Source organism: Stenotrophomonas sp. Steno-Z2 (assembly GCF_056393235.1).
Genome location: NZ_JBWJOY010000001.1, coordinates 733190 through 750460, shown reverse-complemented (window position 1 = coordinate 750460; position 17271 = coordinate 733190). Strand labels below are relative to the sequence as shown.

13 protein-coding genes and 1 riboswitch are annotated in these 17271 nt (G+C 70.2%); of the genes, 7 read left to right on the top strand and 6 right to left on the bottom strand.

Features of this window, described 5'->3' with window-relative positions; all coding sequences use genetic code 11:
* The 3 genes from AC06FP_RS03360 to AC06FP_RS03350 form a co-directional block, all read right to left on the bottom strand.
* The gene (locus AC06FP_RS03360) at positions 1 to 1983 is read right to left on the bottom strand and encodes an acetyl/propionyl/methylcrotonyl-CoA carboxylase subunit alpha (RefSeq protein WP_478074482.1); all 1983 of its coding nucleotides are present in this window, start codon (positions 1981 to 1983) and stop codon (positions 1 to 3) included.
* Between the two features lie 373 nt (positions 1984 to 2356).
* Positions 2357 to 3967: a carboxyl transferase domain-containing protein gene (locus tag AC06FP_RS03355; RefSeq protein ID WP_478074481.1), complete on the bottom strand. Its 1611-nt coding sequence runs from the start codon at positions 3965 to 3967 to the stop codon at positions 2357 to 2359.
* Between the two features lie 151 nt (positions 3968 to 4118).
* On the bottom strand, positions 4119 to 5282 hold the full coding sequence (locus tag AC06FP_RS03350) for an isovaleryl-CoA dehydrogenase (protein WP_478074480.1): 1164 nt from the start codon (positions 5280 to 5282) through the stop codon (positions 4119 to 4121).
* Between the two features lie 138 nt (positions 5283 to 5420).
* Between AC06FP_RS03350 and AC06FP_RS03345 the strand changes: the two genes are divergently transcribed.
* The 3 genes from AC06FP_RS03345 (at position 5421) to AC06FP_RS03335 (ending at position 8478) form a co-directional block, all read left to right on the top strand.
* Positions 5421 to 6047, top strand: coding sequence for a TetR/AcrR family transcriptional regulator (locus tag AC06FP_RS03345; RefSeq protein ID WP_456117356.1), 627 nt, complete (start codon positions 5421 to 5423; stop codon positions 6045 to 6047).
* Positions 6048 to 6153: 106 nt separating this feature from the next.
* Entirely contained in the window at positions 6154 to 6675 is a 522-nt protein-coding gene (locus AC06FP_RS03340) for a c-type cytochrome (protein WP_456117355.1), read from the top strand.
* A 75-nt stretch (positions 6676 to 6750) separates the two neighbouring features.
* Entirely contained in the window at positions 6751 to 8478 is a 1728-nt protein-coding gene (locus AC06FP_RS03335) for an ExeM/NucH family extracellular endonuclease (RefSeq protein WP_478074479.1), read from the top strand.
* Between the two features lie 48 nt (positions 8479 to 8526).
* Here AC06FP_RS03335 and AC06FP_RS03330 read toward each other — a convergent pair whose 3' ends face one another.
* Together AC06FP_RS03330 and AC06FP_RS03325 are read right to left on the bottom strand one after the other, a co-directional pair.
* Positions 8527 to 8898, bottom strand: a complete 372-nt coding sequence (locus tag AC06FP_RS03330; RefSeq protein WP_478074478.1) for a MerC family mercury resistance protein — start codon at positions 8896 to 8898, stop codon at positions 8527 to 8529.
* Between the two features lie 80 nt (positions 8899 to 8978).
* Entirely contained in the window at positions 8979 to 9842 is an 864-nt protein-coding gene (locus AC06FP_RS03325; RefSeq protein WP_478074477.1) for an EamA family transporter, read from the bottom strand.
* 62 nt (positions 9843 to 9904) lie between these two features.
* Here AC06FP_RS03325 and AC06FP_RS03320 point away from each other — a divergent pair, with 62 nt between their 5' ends.
* The 3 genes from AC06FP_RS03320 to AC06FP_RS03310 all read left to right on the top strand — a co-directional run bounded on the left by AC06FP_RS03320 (position 9905) and on the right by AC06FP_RS03310 (position 13283).
* On the top strand, positions 9905 to 10576 hold the full coding sequence (locus AC06FP_RS03320) for an alpha/beta hydrolase (RefSeq protein WP_456117351.1): 672 nt from the start codon (positions 9905 to 9907) through the stop codon (positions 10574 to 10576).
* A gap of 2 nt (positions 10577 to 10578) precedes the next feature.
* Entirely contained in the window at positions 10579 to 11673 is a 1095-nt protein-coding gene (gene zapE, locus AC06FP_RS03315) for a cell division protein ZapE (protein WP_478074476.1), read from the top strand.
* A gap of 137 nt (positions 11674 to 11810) precedes the next feature.
* Entirely contained in the window at positions 11811 to 13283 is a 1473-nt protein-coding gene (locus AC06FP_RS03310; RefSeq protein WP_478074475.1) for a vWA domain-containing protein, read from the top strand.
* 114 nt (positions 13284 to 13397) lie between these two features.
* Here the strand turns inward: AC06FP_RS03310 and AC06FP_RS03305 are convergent, their stop codons facing one another.
* Positions 13398 to 14204, bottom strand: a complete 807-nt coding sequence (locus AC06FP_RS03305) for a DUF2884 family protein (RefSeq protein ID WP_478074474.1) — start codon at positions 14202 to 14204, stop codon at positions 13398 to 13400.
* A gap of 266 nt (positions 14205 to 14470) precedes the next feature.
* A riboswitch (cobalamin riboswitch) is annotated at positions 14471 to 14694 on the top strand.
* Positions 14695 to 14958: 264 nt separating this feature from the next.
* Here AC06FP_RS03305 and AC06FP_RS03300 point away from each other — a divergent pair.
* Entirely contained in the window at positions 14959 to 17268 is a 2310-nt protein-coding gene (locus AC06FP_RS03300) for a ribonucleoside-diphosphate reductase subunit alpha (RefSeq protein ID WP_478074744.1), read from the top strand.
* Positions 17269 to 17271: the final 3 nt, after the last annotated feature.

The following is a 17271-nucleotide window of genomic DNA, read 5'->3' as shown; positions in this document are numbered from 1 at the left end:
TCAGGAGGCCGCAGCCACCTCGAAATCCACCAGTACCGCGCCGTCGCCGACCTGTTCGCCGGCGCGCACGCGATAGCCCGTCACCACGCCCCCGGCCGGTGCCTGCAGGGTGTGTTCCATCTTCATCGCCTCCATCACCAGCAGCGGCGTGCCGCGCGCGACCTGGCTGCCGGGTTCGACCAGCAGGGCGATGACGCGGCCGGGCATCGGCGCCAGCAGGCTGCCGCCGTGGTCGCCGGGATTGTCGGCATCGGCGACCGGGTCGTGCACCGTGTAGCGGCGCTGGCCGGTGTCGCCGAAGACGTACAGCGCATTGCCGTCGTGCAGCACGTCGCCGCGGAGCAGGCAGTCGCCGGCCTGCAGGGCGTAGCTGCCCGCGTCCACGTGGCCGTCGATCCGCAACGGCTCGGCTTCACCGTCCCGGACCAGCCAGCCGTCGGCGTCGCGGCGTACCTGCAGTGTGCGTTGCTGCTGCAGGTGCTCCAGCGTGATCGAACGCGCGGCGGGGCCGGTCAGGCGCCAGCCGTCGGCGATGAACCAGGGCGACGCATCGGCCGGCGTGGAGGTGCCTGCCTCGATGGCGAGCACCGCGGCCACGGCCCAGTCGGCGGCACCCGCGGCGTGCTGGCCGATGTCCAGCGCGTCGCGCTCGCGCTCGATCAGGGCGGTGTCCAGATCGGCATGGCGGAAGGACGCGGTCGCCACCAGCCGGTGCAGGAAGGCAGCATTGGTGGTGACGCCGGCCACCTGGCAGCGCGCCAGCGCGCGCTGCATGCGCAGCAGGGCGCGGTCGCGATCCTCGTCCCAGACGATCAGCTTGGCGATCATCGGGTCGTAGTAAGGGGTGATCGCATCGCCCTGCTCGACGCCGGCATCCACGCGCACGTTGGCGCCGGGCGGCGGCAGGCGCAGGTGGCGCAGGGTGCCGGTCGAGGGCAGGAAGCCGCGGTCGGCGTCCTCGGCGTACAGCCGCGCCTCGATGGCGTGGCCGTGGATGCGCAGCTCGTCCTGCGTCCGGGGCAGCGGCTGGCCGGCGGCGACGCGCAGCTGCCACTCCACCAGGTCGGTGCCGGTGATCATCTCGGTCACCGGGTGTTCGACCTGCAGGCGGGTGTTCATTTCCATGAACCAGAATTCGCCCGAAGGCGCGGCGATGAACTCCACCGTGCCGGCGCCGACATAGCCGACCGCGCGCGCGGCATCGGTCGCGGCCTTGCCCATCGCCGCGCGCCGCTCGGGCGTCATGCCGGGCGCGGGCGCTTCTTCCAGCACCTTCTGGTGGCGGCGCTGCACCGAGCAGTCGCGTTCGAACAGGTGGACCACGTTGCTGTGGCTGTCGCCGAACACCTGGATCTCGATGTGGCGCGGCCGCTCGATGTATTTCTCCACCAGCACGTGCGCATTGCCGAACGCCGACTGCGCCTCGCGCTGGCAACTGGCCAGGGCCGCTTCGAAATCCGCACCGGCCTCGACCCTGCGCATGCCCTTGCCGCCGCCGCCGGCGCTGGCCTTGATCAGCACCGGGTAGCCGATGGCGTCGGCCTGCGCGCGCAGGAACGCCGGCTCCTGGTGCTCGCCGTGGTAGCCGGGCGTCAACGGCACGCCGGCCTGCTGCATCAGCGCCTTGGCCGCGCTCTTGTCGCCCATCGCGTCGATGGCGCTGGCCGGCGGGCCGATGAAGACGATGCCGGCTTCGGCGCAGGCGCGCGCGAAACCGGCGTTCTCGGACAGGAAGCCGTAGCCCGGATGGATCGCCTGCGCGCCGGTGCGGCGCGCGGCCTCGAGAATGACGTCGCCGCGCAGGTAACTCTCCGCCGCCGGCGCCGGGCCGATGCGCACGGCTTCATCCGCCAGCCGCACATGCCGCGCGTCGCGGTCGGCGTCCGAATACACCGCCACCGTGGCGATGCCCAGGCGACGGCAGGTGGCGATGACGCGGCAGGCGATTTCGCCGCGGTTGGCGATCAGGATCTTGTCGAACATGGCGTTGTCCATGACGTGCTGCGCATGCGCAGTGGAAAGAGCGAAGAGACGGCGTTCCGGCTCTTGCGGTTGCTTTGGCTTCGGCAGTTGCCGTTGCTTTTGATTTTCAGGGTTCCCTTCCGCAGCGACGGAGCCGACGGACAAGAACCGAAGGGCGACGTGCATGGATGCACGTCGTTTTTCGACACGACAGGGATGTCGTGTCGAAAAATCCCGGCGGCGGAGTGGACCCGGTGCGCGCAGCGCACCGGGCGCGGAGGCAGGGCGTGCTTTCTTTTGGCTAGCTTTTCTTTGCACGAGCAAAGAAAAGTAGCTCGCTCCCCGACAGGGGAGCGAAAGCCTTTGCTTTGGCTGGTCAAGGCTAGGGCGACCATCACATCCGGAACACGCCAAACCGCGTGTCCTGCGCCGGCGCATTGAGCCCCGCCGCCAGCGCCAGGCCGAGGACGCGGCGGGTGTCGGCCGGGTCGATCACCCCGTCGTCCCACAACCGCGCACTGGCGTAATACGGGTGCCCCTGCCGCTCGAACTGCTCGCGGATCGGCGCCTTGAACGCCTCCTCCTCCTCGGCCGGCCACTGTCCACCCTTGCCCTCGATGCCGTCGCGCTTGACCGTGGCCAGCACGCTGGCGGCCTGCTCGCCGCCCATCACGCCGATGCGCGCGTTCGGCCACATCCACAGGAAGTGCGGCGAGTAGGCGCGGCCGCACATGCCGTAGTTGCCGGCGCCGAACGAGCCGCCGATCACCACCGTGTACTTGGGAACGCGCGCGTTGGCCACCGCCATCACCAGCTTGGCGCCGTCCTTGGCGATGCCGCCATGTTCGTACTTGCGGCCGACCATGAAGCCGGTGATGTTCTGCAGGAACAGCAGCGGGATGCCGCGCTGGCAGCACAGTTCGATGAAGTGCGCACCCTTGAGCGCGGACTCGGAGAACAGGATGCCGTTGTTGGCGATGATGCCCACCGGATGCCCGTGCACGTGCGCGAAGCCGGTGACCAGGGTGTTGCCGTAGCGCGGCTTGAACTCGTCGAAACGCGAGCCGTCGACGATGCGCATGATCACCTCGCGCACGTCGTAGGGCTTGCGCGTGTCATTGGGAATCACCCCGTACAGCTCGCGCGGGTCGAACAGCGGTTCCTCGCTGGCCCGCAGCGCCACGGCCGGCGCCGGCCTGCGCCAGTTGAGGTGGGCGACGATGGCGCGCACCCGCGCCAGCGCCTGCAGGTCGTTGTCGGCCATGTGGTCGGCAACGCCGGAAATGCGCGTATGCACGTCGGCACCGCCCAGTTCCTCGGCGCTGACCACCTCGCCGGTGGCCGCCTTCACCAGCGGCGGGCCGCCGAGGAAGATGGTGCCCTGTTCCCTGACGATGACCGTCTCGTCGCTCATCGCCGGCACGTAGGCGCCACCGGCGGTGCAGCTGCCCATCACGCAGGCGATCTGCGGGATGCCCTGCGCCGACAGGTTGGCCTGGTTGTAGAAGATGCGGCCGAAGTGGTCGCGGTCGGGGAACACCTCGTCCTGCAGCGGCAGGAAGGCGCCGCCGGAATCCACCAGGTAGATGCAGGGCAGGCGGTTCTGCTGCGCGATCTCCTGCGCGCGCAGATGCTTCTTCACCGTCACCGGGTAGTAGGTGCCGCCCTTGACCGTGGCGTCGTTGGCGACGATGAGGCATTCGACGCCTTCGATGCGGCCGATGCCGGCGACCATGCCGGCGCCGGGCACCGGATCGTCGTACATGCCGTGCGCGGCCAGCGGCGCGATCTCCAGGAACGGGCTGCCGGGATCGAGCAGGGCGTCGATGCGCTCGCGCACCAGCAGCTTGCCGCGCGCGGTGTGCTTGGCCCGCGCCGCCTCGCTGCCGCCGCGCGCGGTGGCTTCCAGCGTGGCGCGCAGGTCGTCCACCAGCGCCTGCATCGCCGCGCGGTTGGCTTCGAAGGCGTCGCTGCCGGGTTGCAGTCGGGATTTCAGTACGGTCATGCGGTGGCTCCTGTCTTTCCCTTCTCCCTTTGGGAGAAGGTGCCCGAAGGGCGGATGAGGGTATGGGCGAAGCTTCATGCAGCCTGATATCGCATGGGCTTCGCCCTATACCCTCTCCCCAACCCCTCTCCCGATGGGAGAGGGGCCTAGATCACGCAGTACGCTGGAACAGCTCGCGCCCGATCAGCATGCGCCGGATTTCCGAAGTGCCGGCGCCGATCTCGTACAGCTTGGCGTCGCGCCACAGGCGCCCGGCGGGATATTCGTTGATGTAGCCGTTGCCGCCGAGGATCTGGATCGCCTCGCCCGCCGCCCAGGTGGCCTTCTCGGCCGAATACAGGATCGCGCCGGCCGCGTCCTGGCGCGTGGTGCGGCCCTGGTCGCAGGCCCTGGCCACCGCGTACACATAGGCGCGGCAGGCGTTGAGGCCGACGTACATGTCGGCCAGCTTGGCCTGGATCAGCTGGAACGTGCCGATCGCCTCGCCGAACTGGCGGCGTTCGTGCACGTAGGGCAGCACCACGTCCAGCGCCGCGGCCATCAGCCCGAGCGGGCCGCCGGACAGCACCACGCGTTCGTAGTCCAGGCCGGACATCAGCACCTTCACCCCGCCACCGACTTCGCCCAGCACGTTCTCCGCCGGTACCTCGCAGTCCTGGAACACCAGCTCGCAGGTGTTGGAAGAACGCATGCCCAGCTTGTCCAGCTTCTGCGCGGTGGAAAAGCCCTTCATGCCCTTCTCGACGATGAAGGCGGTGATGCCGCGCGAGCCGGCCTCCGGGTCGGTCTTGGCATAGACCACCAGCACGTCGGCGTCGGGGCCGTTGGTGATCCACATCTTGTTGCCGTTGAGCACGTAGTGGTCGCCGCGCCGGTCCGCGCGCAGCTTCATCGACACCACGTCCGAGCCCGCGCCCGGTTCGCTCATCGCCAGCGCGCCGACGTGTTCGCCGCTGCACAGCTTCGGCAGGTACCGCTGCTTCTGCGCCTCGCTGGCGTTCTTGCGCAGCTGGTTGAGGCACAGGTTGGAATGCGCGCCATAGGACAGGCCGATGCCGCCGGAGGCGCGCGAGATTTCCTCCATCGCCACCACATGGGCCAGGTAGCCCATGCCGCTGCCGCCGTATTCTTCCTCCACGGTCATGCCGAGCAGGCCCTGTTCGCCGAGCCGGCGCCAGAGCGCGTTGGGGAAGTGGTTGGTCGCATCGGCTTCGGCCGCCAGCGGGGCGATGTGCGCGGCCGCGAACTGGGCCACGCTTTCGCGCAGCATGTCGATCTCATCGCCGAGATCGAAGGAAAGCGTGGGGACGTGCATGGGGCGGCTCCGGCTGGAAGAGGGGCGCTCCGGGTTGGGGGTGGCGGACCGGCCGCCAGCACGGGCGTTTGCGCGCAGCCTAGCCGGTCTCCGGGAAAAAGTGAATACAAATTCAAAAATTGAACCTAGAATCAATCCATGGCCTACAAACGTTCGGAACTGATGGAAAAACGCCTCGCCGGCAACCGCGAGGCGATCCTGGCCGCGGCCCGCCGGCTGGTCGCCGCCGGTGGTTACCGCAACGCGCCGATCACCGCCGTGGCGGCCGAGGCCGGCGTGTCCACCGGCCTGATCTACCGGCATTTCCCCTCCAAGGCCGAGCTGTTCGTGGAAGTGCTGAGCGCCGCGGTCGAGCATGAGCTGGACATCCTGTCGGCCATCGCCGACCAGCCGCTGCCGGCGGCGCTGCGCCTGCAGCAGGCGGTGGCGTCCTTCGTGCGCCGCGCGCTGGCCGGGCCGGCGCTGGCCTATGCCTTCATCGCCGAACCGGTGGACCCGGAGGTCGAGGCCGAGCGCATCCGCTGCCGCCGCCTGTTCGGCGACGTGTTCAAGCGCATCCTCGACGACGGCGTGCGCGGCGGCGAATTCCCGCCGCAGGACCTGGACGTGGGCGCGGCCTGCATCGTCGGCGCCTTCACCGAAGCGCTGGTCGGCCCGACCGCGCCCAGCCGCGACGGCCTGCGCGGGGGCGAGCCCCTGGTCGAGGCGATCGGCGCGCTGTGCCTGCGCGCGGCCGGCGCCGGAGCGGCCGCCACCGGGCCATGAGGGGGCGTCCGGCGGCCGGCCGCGCCCGTTGCCGGCAGGCGGGTGCGCTGGTCTATACTCCGCCGGTAGCTGTGGTCCACCGACTACTTGCCAGGGGTGTTGATACGTGCGGAATTACGACCTGCAGTTCCTGAAACGCTTCTCCATCGTGATCGCCATCTTGGCCATCGTCACGGTCGGCCTGATCATCTTCGCGTCGTTCCTGCAGCGCGCGATCCCCACCGAAGCATCTCCGCAGGCCGTCGCACGCGTCGAGGGGCGCATCGCACCGGCTGGTGCCGTCTATGCGGGCAGCACCGGCGCCGCAGCGCAGGCCGCCGCGGCCGAAGCCGCGGCAGCCAGGGCCGCGGCCGCGGGCGGCGCCTACGAGGGCACCCTCGACGGCAAGGTGATCTTCGACAAGCTGTGCACCGCCTGCCACCTGACCGGCGTGGGCAACGCCCCGACCCTGGATCATGCGCACTGGGACAAGCGCATCGCCCAGGGCACCGAGACGCTGTACAAGCACGCCATCGAGGGCTACACCGGCCCGGACGGTGGGGTGATGCCGCCCAAGGGCGGCAATGCCGCGCTCAGCGAAGCGCAGATCCACGCCACCGTGGACTGGATGCTCGCAAACCTGAAATAAAACGTCCCCATAGTGGACACACGGCGCCGCCCTCCCGGGCGGCGCTTTGCTTTTCGTCGTTCCGGAGCCCCTTCCATGCGCCATCTTCCTTCGCTGCTCGCCCTTTCGCTGTCCGTCGCCCTCGCACCGCAGGCCGTTGCCAAGGGGCCGGCGGTCATCGCCATCGGCCAGGTGCAGGGCAGCGGCGAGCGCAGTCCGCTGGAAGGGCGGCAGGTGACCATCGAAGGGTTCGTCAGTGCCGATCTGCGCGCCGGGCTCGGCGGCGTGTTCGTGCAGGATGCGGGCGACGGCGATCCGGCCACGTCCGATGCGCTGTTCGTACAGCTGGACCCGGCGCAGAACGCGCCGGCAGGGCAGTGGCTGCGCGTCACCGGCACGGTGCAGGAACTGCCGGCCGGCAAGGGCGGGCAGAGCTTGACCGCGTTGAAGGCGGACACGGTCGTCGCGGTACGCGCGCGTCCCGCGCCGGCCGTCACCGTGCTGGAAGGCGTGCCGGCCAGCTGGGAAGCGCTGGAAGGCATGCAGGTGCGCATCGCCGCGCCGCTGACCCTGTCCGGCCAGGACCAGCTGGCGCGCCATGGCGAGCTGAGCGTCGCGTTCGAAGGCCGGCTGTGGCAGCCCACCGAACTGGCCGCCGCCGGCACCGCCGAGAACGCGGCGCTGGTGGCCGACAACGCCCGCCGCCGCCTGCGCCTGGACGATGGCAGCGGCCAGCGCGATCCGGGCCGCGTGTCCTATCTGGCCGACGACGCGCAGCTGCGCACCGGCATGGTGTTCAGCGGGGTCGAAGGCGTGGTGGACCAGCGCCATGACGGCGGTTATCGGTTGCGGCTGACCCGGCCGTTGCAGGTGCCCGCGCTTGAGCGCCCGCAGCCGCCCACGGTGGCGGGCGGGCTGCGCATCGCCGCGTTCAACCTGGAGAATTATTTCAACGGCGACGGCCAGGGCGGCGGCTTCCCGACCCTGCGCGGCGCCAAAACACTTGCGCAGTTCCAGGCGCAGCAGGCCAAGCTGATCGCCACCATCCGCGGCCTGGACGCGGACGTGGCCGCGCTGATGGAACTGGAGAACGATGGCTACGGCCCGGATTCGGCGATCGCCGGGCTGGTGCGCGCGCTCAACGAGGGGCAGGGCAGGGACCGGCAGTGGACCTTCGTCGATGCCGGCAAGGGCCCGGGCGACAACCCCATCCGCGTCGGCATCATCTACCGCGCCTCGCGGGTGACGCCGGTGGGCCGGCCGGCGGTGCTGGAGCAGGAACCTTTCGGCGAGCGCAGCCGCGTGCCGCTGGCGCAGGCCTTCCGCATGGGCCGCAAGGGCCGGCCGTTCGTGGTCGTGGCCAACCACTTCAAGTCCAAGGGCTGCAACGAGGCGACCGGTGCCGATGCCGACCAGAACGACGGCCAGGGCTGCTGGACGGCGACCCGGGTGGCGTCGGCGCGGCTGCTGAACCAGTGGCTGCAGCGTGACCCGACCGGCAGCGGCAGCCCCGATGCGGTGCTGCTGGGCGACTTCAACGCCTATGCGATGGAAGACCCGATCCGCCAGCTGCACGCCGATGGCTGGACGGATGCGTTCAAGGTGGCCGGCGTGGAGCAGCCCTACAGCTACGTCTACAACGGCCTCACCGGCCGCCTCGACCACGCCCTGCTCAACGCCGGCATGGCGGCGCGGCTGAAGGGCGCGGCCGAATGGCACATCAACGCCGACGAGGCCGACGACGCGGGCTACCAGGGACGCAACGTGCCCGGCCCGTGGCGCAGCTCGGACCACGACCCGCTGCTGCTGGGCTTCGATCCCTGAAACAGGGCGAAAGGGGGCGGGCGCTCCGTCCCCTGGTGCCGGCGACCGTCAGTGCGCGTGCCGCCGCGCCGCGTTCCACAGGTGGGCGCCGGCCAGCGCCAGGCTGCCGGCGACGGTCAGCGGCGTCTCGGCCCGCTCGCCCAGGCCGCCGCACGCACCGGCCAGCAGCAGCGCCAGCCCGCTGCCCGCCAGCAGCCACAGCGCGATGGGCAGCGGGCGGTGGCGATGCGCGCGCCACAGCGCGTAGCTGGTCAGCGGCGCGGCGATCAGCACGAACACCCCATGCACCCATTCGGCCTCGCTCCAGGCCCCGAACAGCGGCAGCAGCGCGGCCAGCAGCGGCAACGCCAGGCAGTGCAGCAGGCACAGGCTGGACAGGGCGACGGCGGAGGCGTCGAACAGGGCGGCGGCGTTTTTCATCGGCGGGCTCCAGTTTTGTTACATAGTAACAATTGATCGACGCGCGGCGCCAGCCCGGGAAAGGCAACCGCCGTGGAGGTTCAGCCCTGCGCGCCGCGTGCGATCAGCGCGATCGCCACCACCGCCAGGCCCAGGCCCACGCGGTTCCAGCGGCTGGTCCGCTCGCCGAAGGCGAGCATGCCGACCAGCGCGCCCAGGCACACCACGCCGATGTTCATGCCGGCGAAGATGGTGGCCGGGCTGTGCGGCAGCGCCTGGTGCGCGCGCACGTAGAACAGGATGTTGCCGAAGTTGATCGCGCCCAGCAGCAGGCCGAACCCGAGGTGGCGTGCCTGCAGCCGGGCGCGGCCGCTGTAGTGGCGCTGCAGCTGCCAGCCCAGCATCAGCACGAAGGCGATGGCGAAGCTGACCAGCAGCGCGGCGGTGGAGGGCGTGCCCGACAGCGCCACCTGCTTGAGCAGGATGTCGATCAGCGCGAAACCGGCCCATACCGCCAGCAGCCAGCGCCAGCTCGAGGCCGTGGCGTTGCCGCGCCCGCCGCTGCGCGCGCTGACGCCGGCGATGGCCAGCAGGCCCAGTCCCAGCCCGGCCAGCTTCCAGCCGTTGGCCTGCTCGCCGAACAGCACGAAGGCCGCGCCCAGCGACAGCAGCAGCGACAGCCGCTGCGCCACGTCGCTGCGCACGATGCCGGCCTCGCGCACGGCGCGCGCCAGTACCAGGAAGATGCCCGGCAACGCCACCGCCAGGCCGAGCAGCGCCGGCCACGGCGCGTGCCCTTCGCGCAGCGACTGCAGCGAGGGCCTGAGCAGCAGCAGCGACAGCGCGCTGGCGGCCAGGTAGTTCCAGGTCACGGCCTGGGCGATGTCGATGCCGCGCCGCGGCGCCAGTTTCAGCAGGACCGAGACCAGCACGCTGCACATCACGCTCAGGATCAGGAAGTGCATCGCGTTCGTTACCGGGCGGGAGCGGCGGTGAAGCCGGTGGATGGGGCCGCTATTATGGCGGCATGAACCATCCTCCCTTTCCCCACGAGTCCGCGGCGCTGATGCTGGAAGGCCCAGGCGGGCCGCTGGAGGTCGCGGTCGATCCGCCCGAGGGCGATGCCACCGCGCACCCGGTCGTCGCCGTCATCTGCCATCCGCTGTCCACCGAGGGCGGCAGCATGCACAACAAGGTGGTGACGATGGTCGCGCGCGCGTTGCGAGAGCTGGGCGTCACCACCGTGCGCTTCAATTTCCGCAGCGTCGGCGCCTCGGCCGGCAGCTACGACAACGGCGTGGGCGAGCAGGACGACCTGCGCGCGGTGGTGGCGTGGGTGCGCGCCCAGCGCCCGGACTGCCAGCTGTGGCTGGCCGGTTTCAGCTTCGGCGCCTATGTCTCGCTGCGCGCCAGCGGCGCGCTGCAGCCCCAGGCGCTGATCTCGATCGCGCCGCCGGTCGGCCGCCGTACCTGGGATTTCGACGGGCTGCAGCCGCCGGCGCAGTGGCTGGTGGTGCAGGGCGATGCCGACGAGATCGTCGACGCGCAGGCCGTTTACGCCTGGCTGGAAACGCTGGCCGATCCGCCGCAGCTGGTGCGCATGCCCGACACCAGCCATTTCTTCCATCGCAAGCTGATCGACCTGCGCGGCGCGATCCAGCACGAAGTGCGGCGCTGGCTGCCCGACGGCAGCTGCTGAGCATGGGCGCGACGACCCCCTCGCAGTGCTACGCCGCCGGCGTGGCCCGTGGCGACTGGCGCGACGATCTGGCCCAGCACGCGGCGCTGGCCGAACTGGACCGCATCCACGACGCCATCGTCGATTCGGCGCAGGATGGCTGGCTCGACCGGCTGTCGGCGTTCTGGAAGAAGCCCGAGCCGGTCAGGGGCCTGTACTTCTGGGGCGGCGTCGGTCGTGGCAAGACCTTCCTGGTCGACCTGTTCTACGACGGCCTGCCGATCGAACAGAAGTACCGCACCCACTTCCACCGCTTCATGCGCGGCATCCACGAGCGGCTGCGCGAACACCAGGGGCAGAGCGACCCGCTGGCGAAGATCGCCCAGGAATGGCGCAACAACCTGCGCGTGCTGGTGCTCGACGAGTTCTTCGTCACCGACATCGGCGACGCCATGCTGCTGGCGCGCCTGCTCGAACGCCTGTTCGCCGAAGGCGTGACCCTGGTGACCACCTCCAACACCGCGGTGGAGAACCTGTACCTCAATGGCCTGCAGCGCGACAGCTTTCTGCCGGCCATCGCCCTGCTGCAGAAGTACTGCGTGGAGCTGCATGCCGAAGGCGCCGAGGATTACCGCATGCGCGCGCTGACCCGTTCGCCGGTGTACCGCGCGCCGCTCGCCGACGACAGCGATGCCTGGCTGGGCGGGCGCTGGAAGGAACTGAGCGGCGGGCAGGACGCGCGCGCCGGCAACATCCAGATCGAGGGCCGCAAGATTCCCGTGCGCGGACGCGGCAAGAGCATCGTCTGGTTCGATTTCCCGGCGCTGTGCGAAGGCCCACGTGGCCCGTCGGACTACATCGAGATCGCGCGCGAGTTCAACACCGTGCTGCTCGGCGGCATCCCGCACTTCGACCGCATGAACGAGGACGCCGCGCGGCGCTTCGTCAACCTGATCGACGAGCTGTACGACCGCCAGGTCAACCTGGTCTGCACCGCGCAGGACCCGCCGCCGCTGCTCTACTCCGGCACGCGCCTGGCCGGCGCCTTCGAGCGTACCGCCAGCCGCCTGATCGAAATGCAGAGCGCCGAGTACCTGGGCACCGCCCACCGCCTGTAGGAGCGCGCCCTGGTGCGCGAAGGAGCTTTGCCCATGAAGCCCATGCGCACCGCCGCCAACCCCATCGGCCCCCGCCATCCGTTCTCCTTCCCGCACGCCGCCCCGGCGGTCCACCCAGCAGGAAAGGGAGCACGCAGATGAAGCACGCAAGCATGGCCCGCCGGCGCCTGCCGGTACGTTCGATGGCGTTCGTATTGACGGTGCTGGCCGGGTTGCCGGCGCTGGCCGGCGAGCCGCTGTGGCCGGAGCCGGCCGCCACCGCCGTCGAGCTCGACCTGAAGGCGCCCCAGCGCAAGCGCCAGCGGCAGACCGCGCCGAACTTCCGCGCGCCGGTGGCCACCGTGTGCAGCGACACGCCGCGCATGCGCGAGGTGCCGGACCCGCAGCCGCCGCAGCGCGTGCGTGACATTCCCGCGCTGGTGGGCAAGGCCGGGCGCGACATGCTGCTGCGGGAAGCCGCGCCGCCCCCTGCTCCGGCTCCGGTCGCCGCGACCGACGCGGCGAGCGTGACGGTATCGGGATCGCGGGCCGAGCGGGCGATGCCGTACGCGCCGGCACCGGCACGGCAGCAGCCAGCCACGCCGGTGACCGCAGGCGTGGTCGACGACAATGCCGACTTCGGCGGCTTCCAGCAGTTCCTGCAGCGCCATGCCGAAGCGGCGCAGCTGGGGCGCGACGTATCGGTGCGCCAGCGCCTGCGCGTGCTCGACGCGCAGGGCCGGCCGGTTCCCGATGCCGAAGTCGCCGTCTCCGCCGCCGGTGGCGCGCGGATGTGGGCGCGCACCGATGCCGGCGGCCAGGCCTGGCTGCACCTGAACGCCTTCGACGACCGCGACTCGGCCAGCTACCGGGTGGATGTGCGTCGTGATGGGCAGCAGGCGCAGGCGCAGCTGCGGCGCGGCCAGAAGGATGCGCTGGAAGTGCGCCTGCCGGCCGCCGCGCCCACGGCACGGGCGCGGCTGGACCTGGTGTTCATGGTCGATGCGACCGGTTCGATGGGCGACGAAATCGACAAGCTGCGCGCCTCGCTGCGCGACATCGTGCGCGGCATCGAACAGCTGCCGTCGCGCCCCGACGTGTGCCTGGGGCTGGTCACCTACCGCGACCGCGGCGACGAGTATTTCGTGCGCAGCTGGGACCTGACCGGCAACGTCGCCGCCTTCCAGCAGGTGCTCGACGGCGTGCGCGCCGGCGGTGGCGGCGACATGCCCGAGGCGATGAACGAAGCCTTCGACCATGCGGTGCAGGCGCTGGCCTGGCGCGGCCCGGCGACCACGCGCCTGCTGGTGTCGCTGGCCGACGCGCCGCCACACATGGACTATCCGCCGCCGCATTACGACCAGACCATGCTCGCGGCGCTGGGCAAGGGCATCAAGGTGTTCAGCGTGGCCGCGTCCGGGCAGGACACCACCGGCGAGATCGTGCAGCGGCAGATCGCCCAGTACACCGGCGGGCGCTTCATCTTCCTCACCTACAAGGACGCGTCCGACCCGGGCAGCGGCCCCGGCCGCGAGACCGTGCACGACGTGGCCGACTACTCGGTGGATACGCTGGACACGCTGGTGGTGCGGCTGGTGCGCGAGGAACTGGCGCAGTTGTCGGAGGGGTGATCCTTCTCCCCGCGGGAGAAGGTGCCCGAAGGGCGGATGAGGGCGGCGCCCACGCCGGTGAACCACCGGCTCCGCCTGCCCTCACCCCACCCCCTCTCCCGCCGGGAGAGGGGCCTATGGCAGCTCGATGCTGTTGTCCGGCGCCTGCTCCTTCGCCACCGGTGCCTCGCCGCGTTCGTCGCTGACGCTCATCATCCGCAGCGGCTGGCCGTCGTAGCGGAACTCCAGCGCCGACTGCACCTGGTCCAGCGCCAGGACCTGGGTGCACAGGGACCGCGCGTGCTGTTCCAGGGCGCGGGCGCGCGCTTCGATCTTCGGCTCCAGCTCCGCTTCCATCTTTTCGGTGCGCTTCTCGATGCGTTCCCCGCCGCCGGTGAGCATGGTCCACAGCAGGCCGCGGGCGATGGAGCCCTTGAGCGATTCGGCCGATGCCTGCACGCGCTGTTCGAAACCCTCGCCGAACAGGTCCTGCTCCCAGCGCCCGCGGCCGATGGTGGAGGCGACGAAGCGCTCGGCGTCGGTGCGCAGCGCGCGCACCTTGCGCGAACCGAAGTTGCCGGTCATCGAGCCGTACACCATGTCCAGCACGTCGAAGCTGATCCCCACCGATTCATTGGCGATGCCGGTGACCGCCGGCATCAGCTGGCGCACCCCGGCCTCGAGCACGCGCAGGCGCTGCGCGTCCTCGGCGCTGACCGCCTGCATGCGCCCGTCGATGCTCAGCTCGCCATCGTGGAACACGATCTCGCGCGGCGTGGCGTCGTGCCGGCGCAGCCAGATGCCGCCGCCATCGACCAGCACGTCGTAATCGGTGCTGACCCCGCACTGGGTGGAGGACAAGGTCGGCGACTTCACCGTGCCGGCCTGCGCGGACAGGGGTGGCAGGACGAGCAGGGCAGCGGCGAGGGCCAGGCGGCGCATGGCGGGGAATCCATTCGAGGGGCCGACAGGATCGCCGGCCGGGCCGGGCGCGGGCCCCGGCCGGAAGTCATGGCGGCGCAATCCGGACAGCGCACCATGAATGCGCGGGGTGTTCCCGGCTCGTGAACCGGCGTCCGGGGGCTTGACTGCGCAATCGCGATGGGCGGGTCGCCACGGCCGCGCCAGGCCGTCGCGGGAGGAACGCTTGCGCGACAAGGGCATGCGGCCATCCACAAGATTTGGCGTTGACCGGGCTGGTTGCCCCCACTATCTTGTGGCTCGTCGGTTCTGGTGGGTTGCTCCCCGCCGGATTGAAAGGGAAGCCGGTGACGCCTTCGATGGCCATTCCGGCACTGCCCCGCAGCGGTAATTGGGAACGAACCCGCCACAAAGCACTGAGGCCCGATGCCTTGGGAAGCGGCGGAAGTAGGAGGAGGCCCCCGCCTCCGCGCCCATGAGTCCGAAGACCTGCCGACAGCCGCGCGAAGCACAGCGCGCGGTGCCGGCTGCGGAGTCTTCGAGGGGAAGACGGCTGGCGACGCGGCAGCGCCGGTGGCGACCTCGGGTCGCGCCCGTCGCGGATGCTGCGACGCCGTCCTTCCATGCTCGTCGCCCGCCACCGGCCCTGGTTCCTGCGAGGGCAGGCGCCGCGTGCACCACGCCATGAGGACGCATTGCCGTGACCGCCACCGATACCGCCGTTGTCCCGACCGAGGCCGGCTTCGAACTGACCCCGCCGCCGACCGCCACCGCCATGAGCGTGACCAAGCGCAATGGCGGCACCGAGCCGGTGGACCTGAACAAGATCGTGCGCGCCATCCAGCGCTGCTGCGAAGGCCTGCACGCCGTCGATCCGATGCGCGTGGCCACGCGCACCATTTCCGGCCTCTACAACGGCGCCACCACCCAGGAACTGGACGAACTGTCGATCCGCACCGCCGCGCTGCTGATCGGCGAGGAGCCGGAGTACGGCCGCCTGGCCGCGCGCCTGCTGGCCAACTTCATCGCCAAGGAAGTGTCCGGCCAGGAGATCCACGCCTTCTCGCAGTCGGTGGGGCGCGGCCACGAAGTGGGCCTGATCAACGACCGCCTGCTCAACTTCGTGCAGGTCAACGCGCGCAAGCTCAACGATGCGATCAACCCCGAGTACGATCTCAACTTCGACTACTTCGGCCTGCGCACGCTGTACGACCGCTACCTGCTGCGCCACCCGCACACGCGCAAGGTCATCGAGACGCCGCAGCAGTTCTTCCTGCGCATCGCCAGCGCGCTGAGCGAGGACGTGCCCGAGGCGCTGGCGCTGTACCAGCGGCTGGGCAACCTGGACTACCTGCCATCCAGCCCGACCCTGTTCAATGCCGGCACCAGCCACGAGCAGCTGTCGTCGTGCTTCCTGCTGGATTCGCCGCAGGACTCGCTGGAATCCATCTACGCCAGGTACGGCGACATCGCCCAGCTGTCCAAGTTCAGCGGCGGCATCGGCGTGAGCTATACCCGCGTGCGTTCGCGCGGCTCGCTGATCAAGTCCACCAACGGCCACTCCAACGGCATCGTGCCGTGGCTGAAGACGCTGGATTCCTCGGTGGCCGCGGTCAACCAGGGCGGAAAGCGCAAAGGCGCGGCCTGCGTCTACCTGGAAACCTGGCACGCCGACATCGAGGATTTCCTGGAGCTGCGCGACAACGCCGGCGACGATTCGCGCCGCACCCACAACCTCAACCTGGCCAACTGGGTGCCGGACCTGTTCATGCAGCGCGTGGAGGCCGACCAGGCGTGGTCGCTGTTCGATCCGCGCGTGGTGCCGGAGTTCACCGACCTGTACGGCGAGGCGTTCGAGCGCGCCTACCTGCAGGCCGAGGCGCAGGGCAAGGCGGTCAAGGCGCTGCCGGCGCGCAAGCTGTACGCGCGCATGATGCGCACCCTGGCCGAGACCGGCAACGGCTGGATGACCTTCAAGGACAAGTGCAACAAGGCCAGCAACCAGACCCTGCGCGCGAACAACGTCATCCACCTGTCCAACCTGTGCACCGAGATCCTGGAGGTCACCTCGGCCGAGGAAACCGCGGTGTGCAACCTGGGCTCGATCAACCTGGGCAACCACCTGGACGCGCACGGCGACTTCGATTTCGACAAGCTCGCCGAGACGGTGCGCCTGGCCGTGCGCCAGCTCGACCGGGTGATCGACCTGAACTTCTACCCGATCGAGACCGCGCGCCGCGGCAACCTGCGCTGGCGCCCGGTGGGCCTGGGCTGCATGGGCCTGCAGGACGTGTTCTTCCGCCGGCGCCTGCCGTTCGATTCCGAGGCCGCGCGCGCGCTGTCGGCGAAGATCGCCGAGACCATCTATTTCCACGCGCTGGAAACCTCGTGCGAGCTGGCGCAGGAGCGCGGCCGGCACCCGTCGTTCGACGACACCCGCGCGGCCAACGGCGAGCTGCAGTTCGACGCCTGGAACGTGACGCCGGCCGACGCCGCGCGCTGGGACGCGCTGCGCGAGCGCATCCGCCAGCATGGCCTGCGCAATTCGCTGATGATCGCCATCGCCCCGACCGCCACCATCGCTTCCATCGCCGGCTGCTACGAGTGCGTTGAGCCGCAGGTGTCCAACCTGTTCAAGCGCGAGACGCTGTCGGGCGACTTCCTGCAGGTCAACCGCTACCTGGTCGGCGAGCTCAAGCAGCTGGGCCTGTGGACGCCGGAGATGCGCGACGCGATCAAGCTGGCCGACGGTTCGATCCAGAACCTGCCGCAGATTCCAGAAGCGCTGCGCGCCGTGTACCGCACCGCGTGGGAACTGCCGATGCGCTCGCTGATCGACATGGCCGCCGACCGCGGCGCCTTCATCGACCAGTCCGCCTCGCTCAACCTGTTCATGGAAAGCCCGAACATCGGTGCGATGTCCTCCATGTACATGTACGCGTGGAAGAAGGGCATCAAGACCACGTACTACCTGCGCTCGCGTCCGGCGACCAAGATCGCCAAGACCACGGTCAGCGCCTATACCCCGACCGAGGCCGTGGCCTGCTCGCTGGAGAACCCGGAGGCGTGCGAGGCCTGCCAGTGATCC